Raw genomic sequence first — 24,786 nt, forward strand, 5'->3', positions numbered from 1 at the left:
TGTAAATCGGATATTACCGCCACATGGTTCACGAGGTCGGGTGCGCCGTGCCATGTACGGGCATGGACGTGCACCTAGACCCCCTCGGGACCGCGCTTTTCTGGCTCGACTACGCCGCCGCGGCCGTTTTCGGGGCAACCGGCGCCCTCGCGGCGGCTCGGCGCAAGCACGACATCATCACCTTCGGATTCTTCGCCGCCATCACCGGCGTGGGTGGCGGCACCCTGCGCGACCTCCTGATCGGGGCGCCGGTGTTCTGGGTGCAGCGGCCGGGTTACATCCTGGCGTGCCTGGCGGCGGCCACGGTGGTCTGGCTGCTGGGCAAGCGCGGCTGGCGGTTCCGGGCGCTGCTGTGGCTGGACGCCCTGGGCATGGCCGCCTACGCGGTCGTCGGCACGGCCAAGGCGCTGAGCCTGGGGGTGCATCCGTTCAGCGCCGTGGTGATGGGGGTTCTGACCACCGCCTTCGGCGGCGTGATCCGGGATGTGCTGGCCGAGGAGCCGAACCTGCTGCTGCGGCGGGAGATCTACATCACCGCGGCGCTGCTGGGGGCTGGGGTGTTCGCGGTGTTGCAGCTGCTGGGGGCGCCGTTTTGGCCGGCGGGGATCGCGGGGTTCAGCGCGGCATTCGGGCTGCGGGCTTGCGCGATCAAGTTCGGGTGGTCGCTGCCGGGGTTTCATGGCGAGGACGAGACAGCCGGCAGGGAATAGATCCTCCCCCTAGCGGGGGAGGCGGCCGAAGGCCGGAGGGGGAAGTGCTGCCGAGCCTGCCTCTTCCCCCTCCGTCGGCTTCGCCGACACCTCCCCCGCCAGGGGGAGGATCTTAGGTATCGCGATCCGGATGCTGCCTCGAAACCACCGCCACAGCCGACCCGCCCACCGGCGGCCGCACCGGCATCTCCGCCAGATGCTCCATCCACGCCGGCCGGCTCTCCACCGCCAGCTGAACCCCCGGCTCCACCGCCGACGGATCATCAAAGGCAAACACCGCCAGGTCGATCTTCTCGTCGCTATATTCGTAGGTCAGCGGCGTCCCGCACGCCGCGCAGAACCCGCGCTTCACCACGTCCGAGCTCTGGAACACCGACCGCTGGCCCCGCGTCCAGGTCAAATCAGCTATGTTCACCGTCACCAGCGCGCCGAACGGTCCGCCGAAGGCCTTCTGGCACATGCGGCACCAGCAGAGCGACGAACGTCCAACCTCGCCCTCCGCCCGGAACCGCACCGCGCCGCACTGGCAGCCGCCGCTCAACGTCATCGCCTATCCCTTCGGCGTCAGCCGGAACGTCACCTTGTAGCCGTCGTGGTCCGACAGCACCGGCTCGCTGGCCCCGTCGAAGGTGGCCTCGACCGCGGTCGGGATCACCTCGACCGCGTCGCCGTTCAGGAAGCCGATCAGGTCCTGGGTGTTCAGCCAAGGCGCGTCGCCGTCATATGAGATCTGGGTGTCGCAGGCGCCCGGCCGCTCGTGGCACCAGCGGCTGACCACCATGAACGGATATTCGGTCATCACGTAGTCGAAGCGCCCCGCCGAATGGCGGACGTTGAAGTCGCCGCCGACGATCAGCGGCGCGCCGGGCGTGCGCGCGACCTGCAGGAACCGGCCCAGTTCCTCGGCCTGCAGGTGGTGGGCGGCGTTGGAGCGATTGCTGGGCACCTTCGAGGCGCCGTGCGAATTCAGGTGGGTGTCGACGATCTCGACCGGGGTCGGCAGGCCGGGAACCTGCACCGCCACCAGCATCACGCTCTTGTTGGCCAGGCAGTCGAAGCCCGCGCAGTAACGGTAGGCGTGCGACTTCACCCATTCGATCGGGTGATTGCTCAGCACCCACAGGCCGCTGGAGCCCCACTTGCCCAGACCCTCGCCCTTGCCGCGATACTTCACGCGGCGATAGTCCGGCTTGTCGCCCTTCAGATAGTCGGTATCCCGCTGGCCCTTGCGCGGACCGCGCGCGACGTAGGGATAACCGCTCAGGTCGACCAGGTCCCAGACCTCGTCGCGAAAGCCTTCCTGGATCAGGACGACGTCGGGCTCAGTCCCCTCGGACCGCATAGCGGCCAGCTCGTGACCGATCTTCTGGATCGCCTTGCCGCGACCGTGCCGGACCGGCCAGGGCAAGCCCTCGACATTGTAGGTCATGACGCTGAGGGACACGGGCTTTGACCCAACAGGTGCGGGTTCCGCCGCCCGCGCCGGAACGGCGGTCAGCAGGGCCAGGGCCAGCAGGGTCCAGACCGGTCGAATCAGGCGACGCGCTCCGCTAAGACATGAGCGCCATCGTGGCCGGTAATTGTGAAGGCTACGATCTCGCCCAGCGGCGCAGCGCCCTCGAAGCGGATCTCGGTGAAGTCGTCGGCGCGGGCGACGCCCTCGCGCTCGACCAGGCCCGGCAGGGTGCGGCCGACCTGGCGTTGCAGGTGACGCTCCAGCCCTCGCTGGCCGGCTTCGCGCAGGCGGCGGGCGCGATCCTTGATCACCGGCCCCTTTACCGGTGGCATCCGCGCGGCGGGCGTGCCGGGGCGAGCGCTGTAGGGGAAGACGTGCAGGAAGGCCAGGCCCGCCTCCTCGACCAGCTTCAGCGTGTTCTCGAACGCCTCTTCGGTCTCGGTCGGGAAGCCGGCGATCAGGTCGGCGCCGAAGGCGGTGTCGGGGCGCACGCGACGCACCTCGGCCACCAGCTTCAAGGCGTCCTCACGGCTGTGGCGGCGCTTCATGCGCTTGAGGATCATGTTGTCGCCGGCCTGCAGGGACAGGTGCAGGTACGGCATCAGCCGGACTTCCGTCTCCAACAGCTTGAAGAGGTCCGGATCGATCTCGGCCGCGTCGATCGACGACAGGCGCAGGCGCGGCAGGTCCGGGACCATGCGCAGGATGCGGCCGACCAGCTGGCCCAACGTGGGCGTACCCGGCAGGTCCGTACCCCAAGAGGTGACGTCGACGCCGGTCAGCACGACCTCGCGATAGCCCTCGGCGGCCAGCTTGCGGACCTGTTCGACGACCTCGCCGGCCGGGGCCGAGCGCGAGTTCCCGCGACCGTAGGGAATGATGCAGAAGGTGCAGCGGTGATCGCAGCCGTTCTGGACCTCGACATAGGCCCGGGCGCGGTCCTTCAGGCCATCGATCAGGTGACCCGCGGTCTCCTTGATCGACATGATGTCGTTGACCCGCACACGGGTGGAGGTGTCCATCAGCGCGCCCGGCGCGGCCTTTTCGGCGTTGCCCAGCACGAGGTCGACCTCGGGCATGGCGGCGAAGGCGGCCGGATCGACCTGGGCGGCGCAGCCGGTGACGATGATCCGCGCGCCCGGACGCTCGCGGCGGGCCTTGCGGATCGCCTGGCGCGCCTGGCGCACGGCCTCGTTGGTCACCGCGCAGGTGTTGAACACCACCGCGTCCGACAGGCCGTCGGCGGCGGCGCGGGCCCGCATGGCCTCGCTCTCATAGGCGTTCAGGCGGCAGCCGAAGGTGACGACGTCGACGCCGTCCGGACCCGACATCGTGGTCGCCGGACCGCCCTCCTCGCCGACTTCGGGCTTGGGCTTCGGGGCCGCCTTGATGACGGTGTAGGTGGTCACTTGCCGACACCAGAAACCAAGTATTGGGCGAAGGCGTCCTTCCAGTCCTTGTGCCAGCGCGACAGGGCCGGGCGGTTCTCGATGATGTCGCCCAGGGCCCAGGCCATGCGCTTCTCGTCGAGCGCGCGCGGCACGTCGTTGTCGGGACACAGGATGTAGAAGTCGCCGGCCTCGATACGCGCCAGCATGAAATGCACGACCTGCTCGCCGGTCCAAGCGGCGGCGGGCTTGTCGCCCGGACCGCGCTTGGTCATGCCGGTGAAGGTATAGCCGGGGATCAGCAGGTGCGCCGTGACCTGGCAGCCCTCGGTCTCGCGCAGGGTGTGCGCCAGGCCCTCGGTCAGCGACTTCACCGCCGACTTGGAGACGTTGTAGGCCGTGTCGCCCGGCGGCTGGGTGATGCCCTGCTTGGAGCCGGTGTTGATGATCAGGCCCGGACGGCCCGAGGCGGCCATGTCCTCGCCGAACACCTGGACGCCGTTGATCACGCCCCACAGGTTGACGTCGAGAATGCGCTTCCAGGCGTCGTCGCCGGCGAAGGCGTCGCCGCCGCCCCCGACCCCGGCATTGTTCATCAGCACGTCGACGCAGCCATAGGCCTCGAACGCGGCGGCCTTCAGGGCTTCCACGGCGGCGCGGTCGGCGATGTCGGTCGGGACAGCCAGGGCGCCGATCGCTTCGGCTTCCTGCTTCAGCTTGCGGCCGGTGATGTCGGCCATGACGACGTTGAGGCCCAGCTCGCGGAACGTCTTGGCGGCGGCCAGGCCGATGCCGTCGGCGGCGCCGGTGATGACGGCCGTGTTGCCGGCGGCTAGCGCAGGATGGAGGCTCATGCGGCCTCCGGAAGCTTGCCCGCGAAGTCCATGCTGACCGGACCGGTCATGATCACGTGGCCGTCAGCCTCGCGCCATTCGATGACCAGCGAGCCGGTCTCGAACTCGACCTTGGCCTTGCGGTCGGTCAGGCCGCGACGCACGGCGGCGACCTGGGCGGCGCAGGCGCCAGTGCCGCAGGCGGCGGTCAGGCCCGCGCCGCGTTCCCAGACCTTCAGCTGGATGTGGTCGCGGCTGGCGATGTGGGCGAAGCCGACATTGACGCCTTCCGGGAACAGCGGGTGGTGCTCGACCAGACTGCCGGTCTTGGTGGCGAAGTCGTCAGTCACCGGGGCGTCGACGAAGAACACCACGTGCGGATTGCCCATCGAGACGCAGACCGGCGTGTGGACCAGCGGCGCGTCGATCGGACCGACCTGCAGCTCGACCCGCTCGGTGTTCATTTCTTCCGACAGCGGAATCTGCGTCCAGTCCAGGCCAGGCTGGCCCATGTCGACGGTGACCAGCTTTTCGCCGGCCGCGACGCCGGACAGGCGACCGGCCACGGTGTCGAAGGCCACCGCCTCCTTGCCCGAGGACTGCATCAGCAGCCACGCCACGCAGCGGGTGCCGTTGCCGCAGGCGCCGGTCTCCTCACCGTCCGAATTCCAGAAGCGCACATAGGCCGACGCGCCTTCCGAGCGCGGCGGGTCGATGGCGATGACCTGGTCGCAGCCCACCCCGCCGTCTCCCCGTTTGGCGATCTTGCGGATCTCCTCGGGAGTCGGTTCGAAGCTCTGGGTCTGGGTCTCGATGACGACGAAGTCGTTGCCGAGCCCGTTCATCTTCAGGAAGGTGCGGCTCATGACGCGGCTATATAGTGGAAAGCGGCGCGAAATGCACCGCAGCGAGGCGACGCAGTAGGATGACGACCACGGATGTTCGCGAGCAGCTGGCGCAGGCGATGCGCGAGCGGCTGCTGATGCGTTTCCACCGACGCTTCGAGGACGGCTGGGTGCGGGGCTATGTGGTCGGGATCGGACCCGGATTCCTGATGCTGTGCGAGGTCAGCGATCACCTGCGCTTCAACGGCTTCGGCTGCTACAGCCTGGCCGAGATCAAGAACCTGCAGCCCGCGCCCTATCCCGAATTCGTCGAGGCCGCGCTCGAGAAACTGGGCCAGGTCCAGCCCGAGACCCCGGCCGTGGCCCTCAACAGCATCGACGACATCGTGACCACCGCCGGCAACCTGTTCCCGGTCATCACGGCCTATAGCGAGGCGCAGGTCCATATCGGCGCGGTGGTCAGCCTGGACGGCGGAGTGGTCTGGATGCGCGACATCGGCCCCGATGCGGCCTGGGATCCGCAACCCACCGCCCGGCGGCTGGACGACCTGACGCGGATCGACTTCGGCGGCGCCTACGAGACGGCCCTGGCCCTGGTCGGCGGGCCGCCGCCCGCGCCGGTCGAGACTCCGGTGCTGCGCCTGGTCGCCGACAATGGCTGAGGAACTCCGCATCCGCGCTCGCCTGAGGGCGCTCTATCACGGGGCCTCGCCGACGGCGGTGGCGTTCCGTTACGCGATCATCCTGATTGATCTCGCGATCATCGCCTTCTTCATCGCCGCGCCGCTGATGCATCGGCACGGCCTGACCTTCTACCTGATCGACTATGGTGTGGCGGCGTTCTTGGGGGCGGATCTCGTCGCGCGGGCCGTGGCGCATGGCGACATCAAGTCGTGGCTGAAGAAGCCGATCGTCTGGCTGGACCTCTTCGTGCTGGCCACCCTGCTATTCCCGGCCTGGCTGTTCAATTTCGGCTTCCTGCGGGTGCTGCGCCTGTGGACACTGATCCACAGCGAGTTCTTCTGGCGCACGGTCGGGCGGCGTTATGACGACACGCGGGTCGAAGACATCACCCGCGCGGCCAGCTCGCTGCTGACCTTCATCTTCGTGGTCACGGGCTTCGTCTATACGAGCTTCGTGGGTCGCCATGACGGTATCGGCGGCTATGTCGACGCCCTCTATTTCACCGTCACCAGCCTCACGACGACCGGCTATGGCGACGTCACCCTGCCGGGCGTGTGGGGCAAGCTGCTGTCGATGGCGGTGATGCTGGGCGGGGTGTCGCTGTTCATCGGCCTGATCCAGTCGATCCTGCGGCCGCACAAGGTGATCTATCAGTGCCACGACTGCGGCCTGCGCCGGCATGATCCGGACGCGGTCCACTGCAAGGCGTGCGGCGTCCTGCTGAACATTCCCGATGATGGGGTCTGATCTTCTCAGCTAAGCTCTAGCGTGTGGAAGATTTTCGGCTACCGTCCTCGCCTTCGCCGCCCCTATCGCGGCGCCAGCCGGATGCCTAGATGCGTAAGCTCCTCCTCGCCCTCCTCGCCTCCACGAGTCTGATGACCCTGACCCCCGCGATCGCCGCCGACACAAAACCGGCCGAAGCCCGCACCCCGCTGAACGAACTGGGCAAGGACGATCCCTACATCTGGATGGAGGAGATCGAGGGGACCCGCGCCCTGGACTGGGCCAAGGCCCAGAACGCCAGGACCCTGCCGATCCTGCAGGGCGACACGCGCTACGCCGCGCTGCACGACGCCGCCCTGACGATCGTCAACGCCAAGGATCGCATCCCCGGCGTGACCTTCCTGGACGACAACAACCTGCGCAACTACTGGCAGGACGCCGACCACGTGCGCGGCGTCTGGCGTCGCACCACCCTCAACAGCTATCGCACCGCCCAGCCGGTATGGGAGACCATCCTGGACATGGACGCCCTGGCCAAGGCCGAGGGCAAGAACTGGGTCTATAAGGGCTCCGACTGCCTGGCGCCCGAGGCCCGCTACTGCCTGCTGTCGCTGTCGAACGGCGGCAAGGACGCCGTGGTGGTGCGCGAGTACGACACCCAGACCAAATCCTTCGTCGCCGGCGGCTTCGAGCTGCCCGAGGGCAAGCACCGCTTCGACTGGATCGACAAGGATACCCTGATCGTCGCCACCGACTGGACGCCCGGCGAGGTGACGACCTCGGGCTATCCCTATGTGGTCAAGCTGGTCAAACGCGGTCAGCCCCTGTCGGCGGCCAAGGAGATCTATCGCGGCGCCAAGGACGACGGCGGTTATGGCGTCAGCCCGGCCGTGCTGCGCGACCATGACGGCGTGGTGCAGGCGGTGTTCGTGCTGCGTCCGCTCGACACCTTCAACGCCGAGACCCACCTGGTCGTCGGCGACAAGACGGTCAAGCTGCCCTTCCCGCTGAAGTCGTCCATCCAAGCCCTCGTCCAGGGCCAGCTGGTGTTCAGCGTCGAGCAGGACTGGGCCGCCCAGAACCTGAAGACCGGCGACCTGGCCGCCTTCGACCTGACCGCCCTGAAGGCCGATGCCGACAAGGCCAAGGCGACGCTGATCCTGCGGCCGACCGCGCGCGAGGCGGTGCAGAACGTCAACGCCACCCGCGACCGGCTGGTCGTGGCCGTGACCGAGAACGTCAAGGGCGCGGCCTACGCTTATGACGTCAAGAACGGCGCCTGGACCCGCAAGAAGCTCGATTTGCCGGCCAACGCGACCGTCACCCTGGGCTCGACCTCGGACAAGGACGACCGCTTCTTCGTCAGCGTGACCGGCTACCTGACCCCGACGACGTACTGGCTGGCCGACGCGGCCACCGGCAAGCTGGACCAGGTCAAGGCCGCCCCGGCCAAGTTCGACGCCTCGACCCACGTGGTCGAGCAGTTCGAGGCCACCTCGTCGGACGGGGTGAAGGTCCCCTACTTCGTCGTGCGGCCCAAGGGCCAGAAGCCCGACGGCTCGGCCCCGACCCTGCTGTACGCCTACGGTGGCTTCCAGGTGTCGATGACGCCCAGCTATTCGGGCGTGATGGGCAAGCTGTGGCTGGAGCGCGGCGGCACCTATGTGGTGGCCAACATCCGCGGCGGCGGCGAGTTCGGCCCGTCGTGGCACGAGGCCGCGCTGAAAGAGAACCGCCAGAAGGCCTATGACGACTTCTTCGCCGTCTCGCAGGACCTGATCACCCGCAAGATCACCTCGCCGCGTCGCCTGGGGATCATGGGCGGCAGCAACGGCGGCCTGCTGATGGGCGTGGCCCTGACCCAGCGGCCGGAGCTCTACAACGCCATCGTCGTGCAGGTGCCGCTGTTCGACATGATCCGCTACAGCCAGATCGGGGCCGGCTCGTCGTGGATGGGCGAATATGGCGATCCCCAGATCCCGTCCGAGCGGGCGGTGATCGCCAAGTACGATCCCTATTCCAACCTCAAGGCCGGGAAGAAGTACCCCGAGGTGTTCATCGAGACCTCGACCAAGGACGACCGCGTCCACCCCGCCCACGCCCGCAAGGCCGCCGCGCGGCTGGAAGAGCTGGGTTACCCGGTTCTGTACTACGAGAACGTCGACGGCGGTCACGCGGCCAGCGCCAACCTGGCCGAAACCGCCCGCCGCCAGGCGCTGGAGTTCATCTACCTGACGCGCAAGCTGATGGACTGACCCCTTCAGATAACGGCGTCTCGTCAACCCTAAGGAAAGTTATCGGCGTCAGGATGCGCCGCGACTCATCCTCCCGTCGGGACGCCGTTCCTTGCCTATCGAAGTCGTCAAAGCCCTGGATCTCATGCCTGCCGACATCGCACGGTGGGTCGAGCTGCAGCGTGGCCAGACGCGACTGGACTCGCCATTCCTCTCGCCCCAGTGGGTCCTGGCCGTGGCCAAGGCCCAAGGTGACAAGGGTTCGGAAGTGAGGGTCGCCATCGAGCGCGGCCCCGACGGCCAGGCCCTGGCCTTCCTGCCGGCGCGCGTTCGGCAAGAGGTGGCCATGCCGGTCGGCGCACCGATGTGCGACTATCAGGCCCTGGTCTCGGCGCCGGGCGCGGCCATGGATCCGCGCGACCTGCTGACCGCCCTGGGCGCGGTGCGCATCGACTTCTGCCACATGATGGCCGACGACGAGACCCTGGGCCGCCATGCGCGCGGCCGGGCCGACAGCTGGGTCGTCGAGATGCCCGACGGCTACGAGGCCTATGCCGCCGAGCGCAAAGCCGCCAACATCGGCGTGCTCAAGGACATCGACAAGAAACGCCGCAAGGCCGAGCGCGAGGTGGGCCCCTGCCGCTTCACCGCCATGTCCGACAGCCGCGCGGCCTTCGACCAACTGATCGCCTGGAAGCGCGTGCAGCTGCTGCTGACCCACCAGACCGACCTCTTCAAGGCCCCGTGGGTCAACAAGCTGCTCGACGACCTGTTCGCCATGCGCGACGAAGCGTTCGGCGGCGGACTCTACACCCTGCATCTGGGCGAGCGCCTGGCCGCCGTGCACCTGCACCTGCGCGGCGAGCACACGATCCACGGCTGGCTGATCGCTCACAATCCAGACCTGGAACGTTATTCGCCGGGCCTGATGCTGTTCCAGGACATCCTGAAGAGCATGGACGGCACGGGCTATACGCGCCTGGACCTGGGCACCGGCGACTACCGCTTCAAGCGCGAGCTTTCCAACGCCCGCCAGACCGTGGTGTTCGGCTTCCTGGGCTCGCCCTCGGTCCCGACCCTGGTGCGCCACGCCGTTTATGGCGTGCGCAGCCTGGCCGAGTCCCTGCCGCTGGGCCGCATCTCCGAGATCCCCGGCAAGGCCATGCGCCGCATCGACCTGCTGCGCGGCCTGCACTAAGCGCCCGGCCGCAAGGTCACCTCGTGATGAACGAAAAGCTCGAGCCCACACCCACCCGGCTTGAACGGCTAGGCGCGACGGCAGCGCTTTGCCTGGCGCTCGCGACGGGTCTGGCCGCCCTGGCTCTATTCGTTTGGTGGCTCTACGAGGCCGCCATCCGTCACGCCGTCCGCGGACATCGCGGCGCGTGGGTGGAACTCGCCGACAGCCCCGGCCAGTTCTGGCTCCATGTTGGCTTGATCGCCTTCTGGGCCAGCCTTCTGCTGATCTGCATGACGTGGGTGATCCAGCGCCTGTCGGACAAGGACCGCCGAGCGGCGGCCGTGACACGGATCATTGGAACCTGGCGGCCGAAACGCTGAGAGGGCGTGCTCAATGCACCGCATTGATCCGCATGGCGCGCGGATCCACCGCCCCCGCCGCCCAGGCGCGGGTCCAGCCGTATTGCAGTTCGCCTTCCCGGAACGCGAAGCGGTCCAGGTGCTTGGCGACCACGTCTTCAAGGCGGGCCAGGCCCTCCAGGTCGGCGGCCTCGACGGTGATGTCGAGACCATCCGGATGGGCCGTCATCCGGCAGTTGCCGGCCGGCAGCGGGAAGAAGGCCGAGGTCTCGTCATAGGTGACCTCGAACTTGTGGCTCCAGTGCTTGGCCAGCTGGATCATGTAGCGCGCCGCCTTTTCGGTGGCGACGCGGGCGTGGCTTTCCATGGCCGTCCCTCTTTCTAGATGGCTTCGATCGCCTGGGCGGCGTCGTCCAGGACCTTGGCGACCGCGGCGATCTGCTCGGGGGTGAGCTGGCCGTGGAGCTTCAGGCGCAGCGCCGTCTTGACGTTCTCGCGGGCCCGCAGGATCTGCGGCGAGAAGGCCGCGCTGGCCTGGGCGGCCTCGGCCATGCGCTCGAACAGCGAGCGGACCGGAGCGTCGTTGCTGGCCAGGAAGGCCTCGCCCTCGGGCGTGATCGTGTAGAGCTTCTTGCCGCCGCCGGCGTCGCTGGCGGTGACATAGCCCAGCTCTTCCAGCAGGGTCAGGGTCGGATAGACCACACCCGGGCTGGGGCTGTAGGCGCCGCCGGCCGCCGTCTCGATGGCCTTGATCAGTTCGTAGCCGTGGCTGGGCTTCTCGGCGATCAATTTGAGCACCACGAAGCGCAGGTCGCCGTGGTCGAAGAACCGGCCCATGCGGCCGCCCCGGCCACGCGGACCGCCACGGTGATCGCCGTGAAAGCCGAACGGATGCCGGCCGTGATGCTCGTCGCCATGGCCCCAGCGGCCGCGATGATGATGATGGTGTCGTCCAAACATGTGTGTTTTAGATCCTATTCCGTTATATCGAAATGATAGATATATCGGATTGGTCGACCGTCAAGAGCTATTTTCGATATATCTGATTATGTCGCGTTGCTGCTGACGCGTTTCGACGTCACTAGCGTGCAAGACAAAAGCGCCTTAAGGCCGCCACCCCCTTGGGTTGGGTAGCCCGGAAGCGCGACTTCCGTGCAACACGACAGAAGCGTGACTGGAAATAGTCGGTTTCAATCTTGATACGGAAAGCGGCGTGAATACATGCCGCGTAACAGAAGCAGGAGCAGCAGGTTGCGCGAACTGGACCAAAGCCCGCGTTTGACGAACCACGGAGGGCGTTTCATCGCCGCCGGGGCGATCGCGGCCGCCGGTCTGCTGGCGCTCGCGCCGGCCGCCCGCGCCGAGGACCAGATCCCCACCGTGCCCGCTTCGGCCGCCAGTGCGGACTCGACCACCGCAGCCGCCGTCTACGATCCGATCGAAGGCTTCAACCGCGGCTCGTTCAAGCTTGGCATGGGCCTGGACAAGGCCATCTTCTCGCCGATCGCCCATGGCTACATCGCCGTCACGCCCAAGGTCGTGCGCACCGGCGTCAGCAACGCGGTCTATAATCTGGGCGAGCCCAACACGATCATGAACCACGTGCTGCAGGGCAAGCCCAAGCGCGCCATGCGGTCGACCACCCGCTTCATCGTCAATTCGACGGTCGGCGTGCTGGGCCTGTTCGACGTGGCCGCCAAGATGCACCTGCCGCCGCGCGGCGCCGACTTCGGCCAGACGTTCGGCGTCTGGGGCGCGGGACCCGGCGCCTATCTCTACGTGCCCGGCATGGGCCCGCTGAACGTCCGCGACGGCGTCGGCCGCGCCCTGGATTTCGTCACCGACCCGGTCTCGCTGTATGTCGGCGGCCTCAGCACCGACTTTGGCAAGGCCCGCACGGGCGTCACCATCGTCGACCTGCGCGCCGATACCGATCCGGCCTTCCATGCGCTGGAAGACGCCGCCGATCCTTATGTCACCACCCGCTCGGCCTACAGCCAGTATCGCGACGCCATTGTCCGCGAAGCCACTGGCAAAGCCGAGGACCTGCCCGATTTCGATGCGCCGCCCCCCTCCCCCCAAACGGCGGCGCCCAAACCATGACCCTTCCCGGTAGTCACATGAAAAACACCCTCACCACCCGGCGCGGCGCCAACGCCGCGCTTTTGGCTTTCTTCGGGGCCGCCAGCTTCGCCGCAGCCAGCCCGGCCCTGGCTCAGAACGCCCGTGACCCGGGCGCCGAGGCCTTTGTCCAGACCAAGGCCCAGCGCGTCATCACCGTCCTGGCCAACAAGGGCATGAGCGACGCGCAGAAGAAGCAGGTCTTCCACCAGGCGGTGGACGAGCTGGCCGACGTGCCGCGCATCACCAACTTCGTGCTGGGCAAGTACGCCCGCACGATCTCGCCGGACCAGCGCGCCCGCTTCACGCCGGTGTTCCGCACCTACGCCGAGAACGTCTACCAGTCGCGCATCGACGACTATCGCGGCGAGCAGCTGAAGGTGACCGGCTCGGTCGTCCGCAAGCCCGGCGACGTGATCGTCAACACCACGATCTCGGGCGGCCAGATCAGCTCGCCGCTGCCGGTCTCGTGGCGCGTGCTGGGCTCGGGCCAGAACTGGAAGGTCGTCGACGTCCAGTTCAAGGGCATCTGGCTGGCCATCACCCAGCAGCAGGACTTCGTGTCGACCATCGACAATGCCGGCGGCAACATCGATGTTCTGATCAATCAACTCCAGAAGAGCGGCTCGGGCTCTTCCGGCGGCAAGCGCTAAGCGCGGTCGGGGCTAACGTAAGGGGATATGGCTTTGCGCGAACAATGGGCCGAGACGGCCATGGGCGTCGTCGTCCTCGCCCTGGCGGCGGGTTTCTTGACCTATTCGCTGAGCGTGGGCGGCGTCCACATGAAGCGTGGCGACTATGAGATCAGCGCCAAGTTCGGTGAGGCCGGTTCGCTGGCGCCCGGCGCGGCGGTGGCCGTGGCCGGCGTCAAGGTCGGCACGGTCTCGGAGATCACGCTGGAGCCGAAGACCTACCTGGCCGTCGCCAAGCTGAGCATCGACCCGACCGTCAAGCTGCCGGCCGACTCGACCGCCAAGATCACCAGCGACGGCATCCTGGGCGGCGCCCACATCTCGATCGCCCCGGGCGCCTCGCTGGAGGACCTGAAGCCGGGCGGCCAGATCGAGAACACCCAAGGCGCGGTCGACCTGTTCGGCCTGATCGGCTCGGTGATCCGTCCGCAAGGCGGTGGTGACGCGGCCGCTCCGGCGGCCCCTGCCCCGGCGACGCAACCGGCCGAGAGCTACTGATGACCGCGGCCGAGGCGGCCCGGAAGGTCGCCAGACACCCGATCCAGGCGCTGGGCCGGTCGGCCCTGTCCGCCGTCCGCATGGTCGGCGGCGTGGGCGTCTTCGCCGTGCGTGGAACCGCCGCCGCCCTCAGCCCGCCGTGGTTCCTGGGCCAGCTGTGGCGCCAGTTCGTGGCGATCGGCTTCTTCTCGCTGCCGGTGGTGGGCCTGACCGCCATCTTCACCGGCGCGGCCCTGGCCTTGAACATCTACACCGGCGGCGGGCGCTTCAACGCCGAGCAGGTGATGCCGCAGATCGTGGCCCTGGGCATCACGCGCGAGCTCGGCCCCGTGCTGGCCGCCCTGATGCTGGCCGGCCGGGTCTCGGCCGCCATCGCCGCCGAGATCGGGGCCATGCGCGCGACCGAGCAGATCGACGCCATGCGCACCCTGTCGACCGATCCGTTCCGCTACCTGGTCGGCCCGCGCCTGCTGGCCGGCGTGCTGATGCTGCCCCTGCTAACCGCCGTGGCCGACACCATCGGCGTCTCAGGCGGCTGGCTGGTCGCCACGCGCGTCCTGGACTTCAGCTCGGCCGTCTACATCCGCAACACCATCGACTTCCTGCAGGGCTGGGACATCCTGTCGGGCCTGATCAAGGCGGCGGTGTTCGGCTTCATCGTGGCGCTGATGGGCTGCTATCACGGCTACAACGCCAAGGGCGGCGCGCGGGGCGTCGGCCGGGCCACCACCCATGCGGTGGTCTCCTCGGCCATCCTGATCTTCGCCTCCGACTATCTCCTGACCACCTTCTTCACCCACGCGGCCAAATGACCGACGCGATTCCCAAGCTCGCCTGGAAGGGCGTGACCAAGCGCTTCGAGGACCGCACGGTCCTGGACGGCCTGGACCTGTCGGTCGCGCCGGGCAAGTCGCTGGTGATCATCGGCGGCTCGGGCCAGGGCAAGTCGGTGACCATCAAGACGGCTCTCGGCCTGATGCGCCCGGACGCCGGCAAGATCGAGCTGGATGGCAAGAATACCGTCGGCCTGTCGGAAAGCGCCCGCCGCAAGCTGTTCTCGCGCGTGGGCGTGCTGTTCCAGGGCGCGGCCCTGTTCGACAGCCTGACCATCTGGGAAAACGTCGCCTTCCGCCTGATCAACGCCGACGGCGTGCCGCGCAAGGAAGCCAAGGACCGCGCCATCGAGGCCCTGGAGCAGGTGCGCCTGGCCCCGGCCGTCGCCGACCGCTTCCCGTCCGAACTGTCGGGCGGCATGCAGAAGCGCGCCGGCCTGGCCCGCGCCGTCGTCGCCCAGCCCGAGATCCTGTTCTTCGACGAGCCGACCACGGGCCTGGACCCGATCACGGCGGCGGCGATCAACGAGCTGATCTCCAACCAGGTGCGTCGCCTGGGCTCGACCGCCGTGTCGATCACCCATGACCTGGCCTCGGCCCAGACGATCGGCGACGAGATCGCCATGCTGCACGACGGCAAGATCATCTGGCGCGGTCCGGCCGCCGAGCTGCGCACCACCGACAACCCCTATGTCACCCAGTTCGTCCGAGGCCGCGCCGAGGGTCCGATCTCGCATGCGGTCTAGGGCGGCCAGCGCTCTTTTCCTCATGGCGGGCCTGCTTTTCGGAGCGGGCGCACAGGCTCAATCGTTCGTGCGTGGCGACTGCCAGGGCCACCTGGCCCCGGTCGCGCCGCGCTACGACACCGCCAACCACGCGCTCTGGTACAAGCGGTTCTGGACGGGCGGCTGCGATCCGCAGATCCCGCGCTGCATCCCGGGCCAGCCCAACTGGAACAATATGGTCACCACCCTGCTGAGCCGCGGCCCGGCGGCCCAGCGCCCGGCGGTCTTGGCCAAGGCCTGCCGCGTCGGCGAGCTGATCGGCGTGGAGTGGTCGCGCAGCAAGACGATCCGCAAGATCGACCTGGGTGATCTGCGCGCCTTCAACCACATGCTGGAACACGAAGACGACGTCCTGAGGGGCCTGGACAAGGTCGACCAGGCCGCCCGCGCCAAGCTGGCCGGGCGCTAAGCCGCCACCTGCAGGGTTTCGGCCAGAAGTTTACCCTCAACGCCCCGGCTCGACCCCGCACGCCAGGCCACGACGATCTCGCGGCTGGGATGGGCGGTGGCCAGCGGGCGAATGGTGAGGGCGGTCTTCTCCGTCAGGCCCGCCTGCACCGCCATGGCCGGCAGGAACGACACGCCCAGGCCCGAGCCGATCATCTGCACCAGGGTCGGCAGCGAGGTGGCCGCGAAGGTTTCCTCGTCGCCCACGCCCTTGGGCGGCTCCAGACCGCAGGCGGCCAGGGCGTGGTCGCGCAGACAGTGGCCGTCTTCCAGCAGGATCAGGTCGTCACCGCGCAGGGTGTCGGGGTCGACCCGGGTCGAGGCCGCCATCGGATGGTTGGCCGGCGCGGCGGCCAGCAGCTCGTCATCCTCGACATGGGCCCAGTCCAGGCCGGACATGTCGTAGGGCAGGGCGATCAGGGCCGCGTCCAGCGCGCCGGTCTTCAGCGCCGTGATCAGGCGGTTGGTGAGGTCTTCCCGCAGGAACAGCTTCAGCTTGGGGAAGCGGTCGCGCAGCACGGGCAGGGCGCGGGGCAGCAGGTAGGGCGCCACCGTCGGGATCACCCCAAGGCGGAAGCGGCCCGCCAGCGGCTGGCCGGCGCCGCGCGCGGCCTGCACCAGGTCCTCGGTGCGAGCGAGGATGTCCTCGGCCCGGCGCACGGCCTCCTGGCCGGCGGCGGTCAGGATCACGCCCGAGCGGGCCCGGTCGACCACCGGCGCGCCCAGGATCTTCTCCAGCTCCTGGATCCCGGCCGACAGGGTGGGCTGGGTGACATAGGCGCTCTCGGCGGCGCGACTGAACGAGCCGTGCTCCGACAGGAGCTTCAGATATTGCAGCTGGCGAAGGGTCGGGAGAAGCATGAAGGCTATATAGGTCGCTTCTATCGAACTTCCAAAAACTATCGATTGGATAAGTTCGAGGCCGAGGCGTATCCCCATCTCACGGTGATGTTCCGGCGTGTCTCCCCCACCCGGCGTCGAAACATCCCCGCCGATCCCGGTTCGCGCCAACCCTCCCCAGCCCAGCTGGCGCGGACCGGGACTAACCCCTTCAGCAGTGATAATCGACGTCTCCCAACTCGGAGCGTCCCCCCATGTCGATCGCGTCGATCGAGGTCCTGCGCGCCCAGCTGCCCGCCTACGCCCACGCCATGGCCCGCAACCTGGAAGTCCTGGCCGACGAGACCGTCTTGGACGAGACGGCCAAGTGGAGCTGCTTCGTCGCCAGCGCCTGCGCGGTCGGCGAGCCCGAGACCCTGAAGGCCGTCACCGCCGCCGCGCGCGAGGCGGGCCTGACGCCGGAAGCCTTCGAGGAGGCAAGGACGGCGGCGGCGACCATGGCCATGACCAATGTCTATTTCCGCGCCGTCCACCTGATGACCGCACCGGAATACGAGCACCTGCCCTCGCGCCTGCGCTTCAGCCGTGATCATTCGACGGCCTACGAGCTCTGCTGCATGGCGGTGTCGGCGATCAACGGCTGCGGCGCATGCCTCGACAGCCACGAAGCGGAGCTGCGCCGACGGGGCGTGGAGCCCGTCCAGATCCAGGCCGCCTTGCGAATCGGCGCCGTGGTGAACGCCGTCGCCCGGGTCCTGGCGGCCGAAACTGTGGATCATCCCCCATTTTCGGGCGTTTGAAGGGGGTCCGCGACGCCCGGTCGCGGTGTCCGCCCCTCGACATTCATCTTGTCCGTAAACTAAGTTGTTAACCTCTGGGTAAGAGATTCGCGGTTTCCGCAAGCGCGACGTTCAGGTCGCGGCGGGCTCGCACGGGGCGAAGGTGGGCTAGATGAGACTGCTGTCGAAGAATTCGCGCGAGAACAAGAACGGCAAGCCGATCGTTCTGGGTGAGGACACCCGGACCGAGACCGTGCAGCACCAGATCGAATCCACCCAGGCCATCGGCCAACGCTACGAGACCATCCACGGTGGCCTCGACAGCATCGGCCGGGTCATGGAGCACCTGAAGGCCATCGAGCCGCTGATCGCCGAGATCCGCGGCCCCGTCGGCCAGGAGTTCGAAGCCCGTCGCGCTGAGCACGCCGAGCTGATCGCCCTGCGCGCCAACTACGACCAGGCCCAGCGCGTGGTCGCCCAGATTCAGGCCGAGGAGCGCGACGTCAGCGCCCGCCTGTCCGCCGCCGAGACCGCGCTTGGCGAATCCGACGCTCGCCGCCAGACCCAGGACGCGGCGCTGGAAGACAACGCCCTCGAGATCGACCGCCTGCGCAACGCCCTGCTGCAGTCGGATCTGAAGGTCTCCAGCCTTGACGCCAGCCTGCGTGACGCCACCGCCCGCATCGAGCACCTGGTGCAGGACGTCGACGGCCTGCGCACCCAGGCCCAGGACATCGATACCCGTCGCGGCGACGCCGAGGCCGCCCTGGCCCGCGCCAACCAGGACAACGCCCTGCTGGGCGAAGAATCCGCGACCCTGAAGAAGCGCGTCGACCAGGCCGGCCTGGATGTAGCCCGCCTGTCGCGCATCGAGACCGACCTCGAGGCCCAGATCGCCGCCGAACGTGCGCGCGTCCAGGCGATCGAGAACGCCCTGCACGCTCACCAGACCGACAGCGGCCGCACCATCCGTGGTCTGGAAAGCCAGGTCGAGGCCTCGCGCGCCGAGATCTCGGCCCTGCAGACCCGTCTGGAGACCGCCACCGGTCGCGCCGACAAGCTGGAAGAGATGAACGGCCAGATCTCGGCCCGTCTGGCCGAATCCTCGGCGCATCAGAAGGCCGTCGAGCGCCGCGCCGGCGACCTCAACGTCGCCCTGGAACGCGCCCTGGATCGCATCCGCACGCTGGAGGAAGACTCGGACGGCCTGCGTCAGCGCCACGCCGGCGTCGACACCGCCCGCGCCACCGCGATCGAGCGCGCCGACCAGCTGGCCAAGGGCGCCATCGCCCAGGACAAGGCCATGAAGCGCGCCGAGGAGCGGGCCCAGCAACTGCGGGCGCGCCTGGACAGCATGCAGGAAGCCCAAGACCAGATCCGTCGCGAACACGAGGAGAAGGTCGCCGAGCTGCAGGCCACGATCGAACGCCTCACCTCGGAGGCCGCTCTGGCCGAAGGCGCCCTGGAAGCGGCCCGCCGCGACCGCTCGCGCCTGCAGATGGCCCTGCTGGGCGCCTCGGACGAAGGCGTCGCCGAAAGCGCCTGATCCGTCTCACCGACCTGAACGTAAAGACGCCCGCGAGCTTTCGGTTCGCGGGCGTTCTTGCGTCTAGGGGTCCGGCTTGACCGCCACGAACAGATCCTGGCCGCCGGCATATTGCCGGGGCGGCAGCCAGCCGCCGTGGATGACGCCGGCGGGCAGGTCGAACCCAGCCGCGCGCACCGCCGCCTCGAGCGCTTCCTGCGGATGGGCGATAGCCCGCTCGGGCGAGCGCGGATCCACGACCATGGCTCCGGCCTGCCAGGACTTGAACGCCAGCGCCGATTGGCCCGCCTGAATCGCCGTCACGCGATCGGGCGTCAGGGCGAAGGCGGTGAACATGAACCGGCCGCCCGGCTTGAGGACCCGCCAGGTCTCTTCCAGATAGTGACGGATCGACTCCAGCCGCATGTGGCTGAAGACTGACATGGCCATGGCGATGTCCGTCGTGCCCGTCGCCGCCGGAAACCGCAGCGCCGTCTCGGCGATGGCGCCGGACGCCCGGTACTCGCAGTTGCGGACATCCACGTGGACGAAGCCAAAGTCCGATCGGTGGAACCGCCGCCGGCAGGTCCGGATCGCCGCGCGCGACACGTCGAAGCCGATATAGCCCGCCTCTGGCTCCAGATAGCTCAGCAGGGGGGCGGCCACCCGACCCGTGCCGCAGCCGATGTCCAGAACCCGCATGGCGGGGGTCAGCCCCGCATGGTCGATCAGGAAGCCGAGGGTTTCCTGCCCCGCACGCTCGAAATCGCCGCCGCCGACATTGTGCAGAGCCTGCCACGGCTCTCGCCAACGGGACGGATCCCGGATCCGGCCGGGCAGGCCGACGACATCGAGATAGGCGCCCGACGCCGCGCGACGCACCGCGGGCGGCAACAGGCTGGCCACGCTCTTCAACATCGTACGCTTACCCAGGATTGAGCGACCACCAAGAGCGATCTATCTCAGCCTGAGCGCGGCCAGCAACCCACCTTTACATTGCGCGAAGAAAGGCCGGGCTAGCGGGTCTCCACTGCCCGTTTCAGGCCCTGGACCTGCTGCCCCAGCACCCCGTCCACCGGTCCGGCGATCTTGTCGATGCCGCCTCGGAAGTAGCCGCCAACGTCGTAGGTGACCGTCACGGTCGTTTGCCCATCCTTCTCGGCCAGCAGGAAGGTCAGCGCCCCGGTCGCGCCGGAGCTCTGCATCGGCCCCAGAGCGCCGGACAGCACGAGCTTCTGGCCTGGCGCGGCATAGATCGTGGTCGCATGGAGCACCGAGCCGCCATTGGGCAGGCGTTCGCAGAAACAGCCGCCCGAGGCCGCGCCCAACGACAGGTTGGCGGCCGAGCCCGACCAGGTGTGCGCCGAGGCCCACCATTTCGACGGCGTCACCAGGGTGGCCCAGACCGTGCTGGCCGGAGCGGCGACCACGACCTCGTGCTTGACATGGAAGCCGGTCGGGCCGGCGTCGGTCACCTCGGCCCGCGCCGCGCCGGCGGCGGCCAGCAGCGCCAGGGCGGCGATCATCTTGGTCTTCATGGCGTTCTCCCCAGCCTTGTCCGAAGGTGAGGGCAGGGGAGGCGAAGCGTCAATGACGCCTATTGGGCTACTCGACCGGCGAACTGACCGTCGCGCCGCCCGCCTTCAGCCGGTCCAGCACGCCGTTAGCCGGGAGCAGGAAGCCCAGATCCACCACCGCCACGGTGACACCGGGACGCTTGAGGGCCTCGGTCATGGCGTCGGCGGTCTGGGCCACGCCCTTGTCCAGCAAGGCCGCGCCGCCGGGCGCGCGCAGCAGGCAGCGCTGGGCGGCGCTTTCGCGATAGCGGGCGCGCACCGAGGCTAGATCGCCCTCGGCCCAGTCGCGGCCGATGGTGGTGGAATGGGCGCCGTCATAGGCGATCTCGTCCAGGGCCACCTTCAGGCAATAGAGCTGGTCGTCGGGCGAGAGCTTGGAAGCGATCGTCGTCACCGCGCTCATCCGGTACTGGCCGACGGCCTTGACCTTCAGCTTGCGGGCCTTGGCCATGCGCTCGATCGTGCTGATCGGCTTGGCTTCGGACAGACCTGCCGCCTGGCGGAAGTCCGACAGCAGCAGGAACCCCGCCACGGCCGGCTTCCAGTTCTTGTAGTCGCCGGCGCTCTTGCGAGCCTGGTTGCGGGACTCGACGAAGCGCGCCTTCAGGTCCGGCGGCAGCTGGTCTTCGAGATTCTTGCCCATCGGCTGGCGCAGGCCGCCGCCGAACTTGAGGATGAAACCGGCGATCTGGGTGACGCCGACCGAGGCCTGGGGCGGGACCAGAACGAGGTCGGACTTGGCCAAGGCCTTCTCAAGACGCGGGCTTGACCATTTGAGAGAGTGGGGCAGGGGCTGGGCCGAGCCCAGGACGTACAGCTTGGCGCCGTCCTTCTCGACCAGCCAGACAGCCGGGCCGGGCGGCTTGGCCACCACGGTCAGCTCGGCGACCACCGCGCTCTCGTCCGGCGCCGGGGCGGCGCCCAGATCGACCGTCGGCGGGGGTGGGGTGGTTTGACCGGCAAGCAGCAGGGACAGGGCCAAAGCGGCGGACGCGACCATCAAAACTCCTTCAGCCCCCTGAAGTCATCTAGTCCTTCTCCCCTTGTGGGAGAAGGTGTCAGCGGAGCTGACGGATGAGGGGTCGCGCCGGACGCGCCGAGAAACCCCTCACCCGACCACCTTCGGTGGCCACCCTCTCCCACAAGGGGAGAGGGGACATTCATCAAGCCCCCGGCGGAACCGGGAAGCCGCGCTTGCGCATCAGGGCGCCGATCTTGACGTCACGGCCGCGGAAGGCGCGGAACTGGTCGACGGGATCGACGGTGTTGCCCTTCGACATGATGTCGTCGTGCAGGCGCTTGGCGACGGCCTTGTCGTAGAAGCCGCCGGGGGCTTCGGCGAAGGCCTCGGCCGCGTCCGCGGTCAGGGTGTCGGACCACAGGTAGCTGTAGTAGCCGGCCGAATAGCCGTCGCCCGAGAACACGTGACCGAACTGCGGCGTGCGGTGCCGCATGACGATCTCCTTGGGCATGTTCAGCTTGGCGAGCTCTTCACGCTCGAACTTGTCCGGATCGATGTCGACGTCGCCGGCCAGGTGCAGCTTCATGTCGATCAGCGCCGAGGCCAGGTACTCGGTGGTGCCAAAGCCTTCGCCGAACTTGCCGGCCGCCTCGATCTTGTCGACCAGGGCCTGCGGGATCGGCTTGCCGGTCTGATAGTGCAGGGCGAACTGGTTCAGCACTTCCTTGGTCGGCAGCCAGTGCTCGTTCAGCTGGCTGGGGAACTCGACATAGTCGCGGGCCACGTTGGTGCCCGACACCGACGGATAGGTGGCGTTGGCGTTCAGGCCGTGGATGGCGTGGCCGAACTCGTGGAACAGGGTGGTGGCGTCGTCCCACGAGATCAGCAGGGGCTCGCCGGGCTTGCCCTTGATGAAGTTGGAGTTGTTCGAGACGATCGTGGTGATCTCGCCCTTGAACCGCTCTTGCGTGCGGTAGGCGTTCATCCAGGCGCCCGAGCGCTTGCCGGGACGGGCATAGGGGTCGAAGTACCACAGGCCCACGTGCTTGCCGGCGCGGGTCACCTCATAGACGGTAATGTCCTCGTGATAGACGGGGATGCCTTCCAGCTTCTTGAACTGGAAGCCGTACAGCTGGCCCGAGGCCCAGAACATGCCCTCGCGCAGCTTGTCCAGCTGCAGGTAGGGCTTCACCTCGTTCATATCGAGGGCGTACTTCGCCAGGCGGACCTTCTCGGCATAGAAGCGGTAGTCCCACGGCTCCAGCTTGAAGCCGCCGTTCTCCTTGTCGATGATCGCCTGCATGTCGGCCACGTCGATGGCGACCTGGGCGATGGCCGGCTGCCAGACGGCTTCCATCAGCGCCATGGCGTTTTCGGGCGTCTTGGCCATGGCGTTCTCGAGGCGCCAGTGGGCGTGGGTCTTGTAGTCCAGCAGCTTGGCGCGCTCGACGCGCAGCTTCAGGATCTTGGAGATGATCAGGTTGTTGTCGGTCGCGCCGCCGTTGTCGCCGCGGTTGACGAAGGCGCGCCAGACCTTCTCACGGGCGCCGCGCACGGGGCTCTCGGTCAGGAACGGGTCGACGCTGGAGCGGGTGTTCACGATCACGAACTTGCCCGGCAGCTTGCGGGCCGTGGCGTTCGAGGCGGCGGCGGCCTTCAGGCCCTCGGGCAGACCGGCCAGGTCGGCGTCGCTGAGCTCGATCCAGGTGTTCTCGTCGGCCAGCAGGTTCTGGCTGAACTTGGTGTACAGGCTGGCCAGCTCGGTGTTGATCGCCCCGACCCGGGTCTTGGCGGCGGGCGAGAGCTTGGCGCCCGAGCGCACGAAGTTGGTGTAGTAGATCCACAGCACGCGCTGCTGTTCCGGCGTCAGCTTGGCCTTGGCCGGCGAATTGTAGACCGCCTCGATGCGGGCGAAGAGCGCGGCGTTCTGGTTGATCTTGTCGCTGTGGGCCGACAGGGCCGGATCCATGACCTCTTCCACGGCCTGGAATTCCGGGGTGCTCATGTTCGAGCCCCAGATGCCGTAGAACGTGCCGATATCGCCCAGCGACCGGCCGGAATCTTCCAGGGCGGCGATGGTGTTCTCGAAGGTCGGCGCGGCCTTGTTGGCCGTGATGGCGTCGATCTCGGCCAGGTTCTTGGCCATGGCCGCTTCCAGGGCCGGCTTGAAGTCGGCGACCTTGACCTTGTCGAAGGCCGGTACGCCGCCGTATGGGCCCGTCCATTTCTGGAGAAGCGGATTGGTAGCCTGGGCCATGGCGAAGCTCGGATTGAGGGCTGCGGCCGCGCCAGTTGCGGCGGCCGAAGCTAGAAACGTACGACGTTGCACGGAGTGTCTCCGGTGGAGGTTTGGACCGACCCTAGGGCAACCCCCTGATCACGTCACATGACAGGACCGTAACCTTTGTCATCACGTGGACGACACCCATTTTGGCGGCTACAGCTTTGGTCATGATCGGCGTCTTCGACTCCGGCGTGGGCGGCCTCTCGGTCCACCGCGCCCTCGTGCAGCGTCTGCCGCAGGCGGACTTCACTTATCTGGCCGACCAGGCCAACGCGCCCTATGGCGTGCGCACCGGCGAGGAGATCGTCGCGCTGACCAAGGCCGGCTGCATCCGCCTGTTCGATCGGGGCGCCAGCCTGGTCGTCCTGGCCTGCAACACCGCCTCGGCCATCGCCCTGCGCCGCCTGCAGCAGACCTGGCTGCCCGGCTACCGCAAGGAGATCGGCCGGCCGGTCAACATCCTGGGCATCATCGTGCCGACCATCGAAAAGGCCACCGGCCTGCCGTGGGAGCACGAGGCCGAGCGGCGCGGCGAGAAAGTCCAGGCGCTGGACATCCTGGGCGTCTTCGCCACCCAGGCCACGGTGCGCTCGCGCGTCTACGAGATCGAGATCGACAAGCGCAAGCAGGACCTGGCGGTGTTCTCCGAGGCCTGCCCCGAGCTGGTGCCGCTGATCGAGGGCGACGCCAGCGCCGTCGACCTGGCCAAGGCCGTCGAAGGCCACGTCCAGGCCTTGAAGACCCGCATCGGTCGTTTCCCCGACCGCGTGGTGCTGGGCTGCACCCACTACGAGATCATCGCCGACATCTTCCGCGCCGCCTTGCCAGCGGGAACGCCGCTGATCCAGCAGCCCGAAGCCACGGCCGACGCGCTGGAGCTCTATCTGGAGCGTCATCCGGAATACGCGACAGGCACGGGCGGCGGGCGCGTGTTCCTCACCACTGGGACGCCGGGACCGCAGAACGGCCTGGTGCAAGGGTTCTGGGGCGGGCCGGTCAGCTTCGATCCCGCCTGATCCGCGACATTCT

General features: G+C 68.1%; 27 protein-coding genes and 1 pseudogene. 16 read left to right on the forward strand and 12 right to left on the reverse strand.

From position 1 onward, the window contains the following. Window positions 1–62 precede the first annotated feature (62 nt). Window positions 63–710, forward strand: coding sequence for a trimeric intracellular cation channel family protein (locus AC07NF_RS12325; RefSeq protein ID WP_494627560.1), 648 nt, complete (start codon window positions 63–65; stop codon window positions 708–710). Beyond that, window positions 707–822, forward strand: a pseudogene (locus AC07NF_RS12330) (hypothetical protein); the annotation flags it as partial. The gene AC07NF_RS12325 and the pseudogene AC07NF_RS12330, both read left to right, overlap by 4 nt. On the opposite strand, the gene AC07NF_RS12335 reads toward AC07NF_RS12330, so the two are convergent. The 5 genes from AC07NF_RS12335 to dapF form a co-directional block, all read right to left on the reverse strand. Continuing rightward, window positions 823–1,257 (reverse strand): GFA family protein, encoded by a 435-nt coding sequence (locus AC07NF_RS12335; RefSeq protein ID WP_494626226.1) that lies wholly within the window; start codon window positions 1,255–1,257, stop codon window positions 823–825. It lies immediately after the preceding pseudogene. A 3-nt stretch (window positions 1,258–1,260) separates the two neighbouring features. Continuing rightward, window positions 1,261–2,154 carry an endonuclease/exonuclease/phosphatase family protein gene (locus AC07NF_RS12340; protein WP_494626228.1) on the reverse strand — a complete coding sequence of 298 codons (894 nt, stop codon included), beginning with the start codon at window positions 2,152–2,154 and terminating at the stop codon, window positions 1,261–1,263. 89 nt (window positions 2,155–2,243) lie between these two features. Then, the gene (gene mtaB / locus AC07NF_RS12345) at window positions 2,244–3,575 is read right to left on the reverse strand and encodes a tRNA (N(6)-L-threonylcarbamoyladenosine(37)-C(2))-methylthiotransferase MtaB (RefSeq protein WP_492816227.1); all 1,332 of its coding nucleotides are present in this window, start codon (window positions 3,573–3,575) and stop codon (window positions 2,244–2,246) included. Next, on the reverse strand, window positions 3,572–4,408 hold the full coding sequence (locus AC07NF_RS12350) for an SDR family NAD(P)-dependent oxidoreductase (protein WP_494626230.1): 837 nt from the start codon (window positions 4,406–4,408) through the stop codon (window positions 3,572–3,574). Before AC07NF_RS12350 ends, mtaB begins: the two co-directional genes overlap by 4 nt. Further along, complete coding sequence (dapF, locus tag AC07NF_RS12355) at window positions 4,405–5,253, reverse strand: diaminopimelate epimerase (RefSeq protein ID WP_494626232.1); 849 nt, start codon at window positions 5,251–5,253, stop codon at window positions 4,405–4,407. Before dapF ends, AC07NF_RS12350 begins: the two co-directional genes overlap by 4 nt. Before the next feature lie 59 nt (window positions 5,254–5,312). Between dapF and AC07NF_RS12360 the strand changes: the two genes are divergently transcribed. The 5 genes from AC07NF_RS12360 to AC07NF_RS12380 all read left to right on the forward strand — a co-directional run bounded on the left by AC07NF_RS12360 (window position 5,313) and on the right by AC07NF_RS12380 (window position 10,436). Continuing rightward, window positions 5,313–5,894, forward strand: coding sequence for a hypothetical protein (locus AC07NF_RS12360; protein WP_494626234.1), 582 nt, complete (start codon window positions 5,313–5,315; stop codon window positions 5,892–5,894). Then, entirely contained in the window at window positions 5,887–6,663 is a 777-nt protein-coding gene (locus AC07NF_RS12365; RefSeq protein WP_494626237.1) for a potassium channel family protein, read from the forward strand. Before AC07NF_RS12360 ends, AC07NF_RS12365 begins: the two co-directional genes overlap by 8 nt. Before the next feature lie 89 nt (window positions 6,664–6,752). Beyond that, on the forward strand, window positions 6,753–8,897 hold the full coding sequence (locus AC07NF_RS12370) for a prolyl oligopeptidase family serine peptidase (protein WP_494626239.1): 2,145 nt from the start codon (window positions 6,753–6,755) through the stop codon (window positions 8,895–8,897). 91 nt (window positions 8,898–8,988) lie between these two features. After that, on the forward strand, window positions 8,989–10,074 hold the full coding sequence (locus AC07NF_RS12375; protein WP_494626241.1) for a GNAT family N-acetyltransferase: 1,086 nt from the start codon (window positions 8,989–8,991) through the stop codon (window positions 10,072–10,074). Window positions 10,075–10,100: 26 nt separating this feature from the next. Next, complete coding sequence (locus tag AC07NF_RS12380; RefSeq protein ID WP_492816213.1) at window positions 10,101–10,436, forward strand: hypothetical protein; 336 nt, start codon at window positions 10,101–10,103, stop codon at window positions 10,434–10,436. 10 nt (window positions 10,437–10,446) lie between these two features. On the opposite strand, the gene AC07NF_RS12385 is transcribed toward AC07NF_RS12380, so the two are convergent. Beyond that, a complete protein-coding gene (locus tag AC07NF_RS12385) occupies window positions 10,447–10,782 on the reverse strand; it encodes a DUF2218 domain-containing protein (RefSeq protein ID WP_494626243.1) in 336 nt (111 codons plus the stop codon). Between the two features lie 14 nt (window positions 10,783–10,796). Further along, the gene (locus AC07NF_RS12390) at window positions 10,797–11,375 is read right to left on the reverse strand and encodes a PadR family transcriptional regulator (RefSeq protein WP_494626245.1); all 579 of its coding nucleotides are present in this window, start codon (window positions 11,373–11,375) and stop codon (window positions 10,797–10,799) included. Window positions 11,376–11,636: 261 nt separating this feature from the next. Here AC07NF_RS12390 and AC07NF_RS12395 point away from each other — a divergent pair, with 261 nt between their 5' ends. Genes AC07NF_RS12395 through AC07NF_RS12420 form a run of 6 tightly spaced genes read left to right on the forward strand, consistent with a single transcriptional unit; the run spans window position 11,637 to window position 15,753 of the window. Continuing rightward, a complete protein-coding gene (locus AC07NF_RS12395; RefSeq protein WP_492816207.1) occupies window positions 11,637–12,518 on the forward strand; it encodes an MlaA family lipoprotein in 882 nt (293 codons plus the stop codon). Then, window positions 12,515–13,189 (forward strand): MlaC/ttg2D family ABC transporter substrate-binding protein, encoded by a 675-nt coding sequence (locus AC07NF_RS12400; protein WP_492816205.1) that lies wholly within the window; start codon window positions 12,515–12,517, stop codon window positions 13,187–13,189. The genes AC07NF_RS12395 and AC07NF_RS12400 overlap by 4 nt, the downstream gene beginning before the upstream one ends. Window positions 13,190–13,216: 27 nt before the next feature. Continuing rightward, window positions 13,217–13,726 (forward strand): outer membrane lipid asymmetry maintenance protein MlaD, encoded by a 510-nt coding sequence (mlaD, locus tag AC07NF_RS12405; protein ID WP_492816203.1) that lies wholly within the window; start codon window positions 13,217–13,219, stop codon window positions 13,724–13,726. Continuing rightward, the gene (locus tag AC07NF_RS12410) at window positions 13,726–14,538 is read left to right on the forward strand and encodes an MlaE family ABC transporter permease (protein ID WP_494626249.1); all 813 of its coding nucleotides are present in this window, start codon (window positions 13,726–13,728) and stop codon (window positions 14,536–14,538) included. Before mlaD ends, AC07NF_RS12410 begins: the two co-directional genes overlap by 1 nt. Beyond that, entirely contained in the window at window positions 14,535–15,305 is a 771-nt protein-coding gene (locus AC07NF_RS12415; protein WP_494626251.1) for an ABC transporter ATP-binding protein, read from the forward strand. Before AC07NF_RS12410 ends, AC07NF_RS12415 begins: the two co-directional genes overlap by 4 nt. A gap of 22 nt (window positions 15,306–15,327) precedes the next feature. After that, window positions 15,328–15,753 (forward strand): hypothetical protein, encoded by a 426-nt coding sequence (locus AC07NF_RS12420; protein ID WP_494626253.1) that lies wholly within the window; start codon window positions 15,328–15,330, stop codon window positions 15,751–15,753. On the opposite strand, the gene AC07NF_RS12425 is transcribed toward AC07NF_RS12420, so the two are convergent. Further along, complete coding sequence (locus AC07NF_RS12425; protein WP_492816195.1) at window positions 15,750–16,652, reverse strand: hydrogen peroxide-inducible genes activator; 903 nt, start codon at window positions 16,650–16,652, stop codon at window positions 15,750–15,752. The two genes, AC07NF_RS12420 and AC07NF_RS12425, sit on opposite strands and share 4 nt — an antisense overlap. A 233-nt stretch (window positions 16,653–16,885) precedes the next feature. On the opposite strand from AC07NF_RS12425, the gene ahpD reads away from it, so the two are divergent. Together ahpD and creS are read left to right on the forward strand one after the other, a co-directional pair. Continuing rightward, the gene (gene ahpD / locus AC07NF_RS12430; protein WP_494626255.1) at window positions 16,886–17,431 is read left to right on the forward strand and encodes an alkylhydroperoxidase, AhpD family; all 546 of its coding nucleotides are present in this window, start codon (window positions 16,886–16,888) and stop codon (window positions 17,429–17,431) included. Window positions 17,432–17,582: 151 nt separating this feature from the next. Further along, a complete protein-coding gene (gene creS, locus AC07NF_RS12435) occupies window positions 17,583–18,956 on the forward strand; it encodes a crescentin (RefSeq protein ID WP_492816191.1) in 1,374 nt (457 codons plus the stop codon). A 63-nt stretch (window positions 18,957–19,019) separates the two neighbouring features. Here the strand turns inward: creS and AC07NF_RS12440 are convergent, their stop codons facing one another. From AC07NF_RS12440 to AC07NF_RS12455, 4 genes are all read right to left on the reverse strand, one after another. Further along, window positions 19,020–19,853, reverse strand: a complete 834-nt coding sequence (locus AC07NF_RS12440; protein WP_494626258.1) for a class I SAM-dependent methyltransferase — start codon at window positions 19,851–19,853, stop codon at window positions 19,020–19,022. 98 nt (window positions 19,854–19,951) lie between these two features. Continuing rightward, a complete protein-coding gene (locus AC07NF_RS12445) occupies window positions 19,952–20,473 on the reverse strand; it encodes an SRPBCC family protein (protein WP_494626260.1) in 522 nt (173 codons plus the stop codon). A gap of 67 nt (window positions 20,474–20,540) precedes the next feature. Then, a complete protein-coding gene (locus tag AC07NF_RS12450) occupies window positions 20,541–21,515 on the reverse strand; it encodes a TraB/GumN family protein (protein WP_494626262.1) in 975 nt (324 codons plus the stop codon). Window positions 21,516–21,675: 160 nt separating this feature from the next. Next, complete coding sequence (locus tag AC07NF_RS12455) at window positions 21,676–23,802, reverse strand: M3 family metallopeptidase (RefSeq protein WP_494626264.1); 2,127 nt, start codon at window positions 23,800–23,802, stop codon at window positions 21,676–21,678. Between the two features lie 122 nt (window positions 23,803–23,924). Here AC07NF_RS12455 and AC07NF_RS12460 point away from each other — a divergent pair, with 122 nt between their 5' ends. Then, complete coding sequence (locus AC07NF_RS12460) at window positions 23,925–24,773, forward strand: glutamate racemase (protein ID WP_494626266.1); 849 nt, start codon at window positions 23,925–23,927, stop codon at window positions 24,771–24,773. Window positions 24,774–24,786: the final 13 nt, after the last annotated feature.

Source organism: Caulobacter sp. GW821-FHT10A06, from assembly GCF_059415805.1.

Coding starts and splice junctions, on each gene's coding strand:
- AC07NF_RS12460 (WP_494626266.1), top strand. CDS start 23,925: ATGATCGGCGTCTTCGACTCCGGCGTGGGCGGCCTCTCGGTCCACCGC.
- dapF (WP_494626232.1), bottom strand. CDS start 5,253: ATGAGCCGCACCTTCCTGAAGATGAACGGGCTCGGCAACGACTTCGTC.
- AC07NF_RS12395 (WP_492816207.1), top strand. CDS start 11,637: ATGCCGCGTAACAGAAGCAGGAGCAGCAGGTTGCGCGAACTGGACCAA.
- AC07NF_RS12420 (WP_494626253.1), top strand. CDS start 15,328: ATGGCGGGCCTGCTTTTCGGAGCGGGCGCACAGGCTCAATCGTTCGTG.
- AC07NF_RS12325 (WP_494627560.1), top strand. CDS start 63: ATGGACGTGCACCTAGACCCCCTCGGGACCGCGCTTTTCTGGCTCGAC.
- AC07NF_RS12440 (WP_494626258.1), bottom strand. CDS start 19,853: ATGTTGAAGAGCGTGGCCAGCCTGTTGCCGCCCGCGGTGCGTCGCGCG.
- AC07NF_RS12425 (WP_492816195.1), bottom strand. CDS start 16,652: ATGCTTCTCCCGACCCTTCGCCAGCTGCAATATCTGAAGCTCCTGTCG.
- AC07NF_RS12350 (WP_494626230.1), bottom strand. CDS start 4,408: ATGAGCCTCCATCCTGCGCTAGCCGCCGGCAACACGGCCGTCATCACC.
- creS (WP_492816191.1), top strand. CDS start 17,583: ATGAGACTGCTGTCGAAGAATTCGCGCGAGAACAAGAACGGCAAGCCG.
- AC07NF_RS12390 (WP_494626245.1), bottom strand. CDS start 11,375: ATGTTTGGACGACACCATCATCATCATCGCGGCCGCTGGGGCCATGGC.
- AC07NF_RS12445 (WP_494626260.1), bottom strand. CDS start 20,473: ATGAAGACCAAGATGATCGCCGCCCTGGCGCTGCTGGCCGCCGCCGGC.
- AC07NF_RS12385 (WP_494626243.1), bottom strand. CDS start 10,782: ATGGAAAGCCACGCCCGCGTCGCCACCGAAAAGGCGGCGCGCTACATG.
- AC07NF_RS12415 (WP_494626251.1), top strand. CDS start 14,535: ATGACCGACGCGATTCCCAAGCTCGCCTGGAAGGGCGTGACCAAGCGC.
- AC07NF_RS12410 (WP_494626249.1), top strand. CDS start 13,726: ATGACCGCGGCCGAGGCGGCCCGGAAGGTCGCCAGACACCCGATCCAG.
- mlaD (WP_492816203.1), top strand. CDS start 13,217: ATGGCTTTGCGCGAACAATGGGCCGAGACGGCCATGGGCGTCGTCGTC.
- AC07NF_RS12400 (WP_492816205.1), top strand. CDS start 12,515: ATGACCCTTCCCGGTAGTCACATGAAAAACACCCTCACCACCCGGCGC.
- AC07NF_RS12365 (WP_494626237.1), top strand. CDS start 5,887: ATGGCTGAGGAACTCCGCATCCGCGCTCGCCTGAGGGCGCTCTATCAC.
- AC07NF_RS12380 (WP_492816213.1), top strand. CDS start 10,101: ATGAACGAAAAGCTCGAGCCCACACCCACCCGGCTTGAACGGCTAGGC.
- AC07NF_RS12335 (WP_494626226.1), bottom strand. CDS start 1,257: ATGACGTTGAGCGGCGGCTGCCAGTGCGGCGCGGTGCGGTTCCGGGCG.
- AC07NF_RS12370 (WP_494626239.1), top strand. CDS start 6,753: ATGCGTAAGCTCCTCCTCGCCCTCCTCGCCTCCACGAGTCTGATGACC.
- AC07NF_RS12360 (WP_494626234.1), top strand. CDS start 5,313: ATGACGACCACGGATGTTCGCGAGCAGCTGGCGCAGGCGATGCGCGAG.
- ahpD (WP_494626255.1), top strand. CDS start 16,886: ATGTCGATCGCGTCGATCGAGGTCCTGCGCGCCCAGCTGCCCGCCTAC.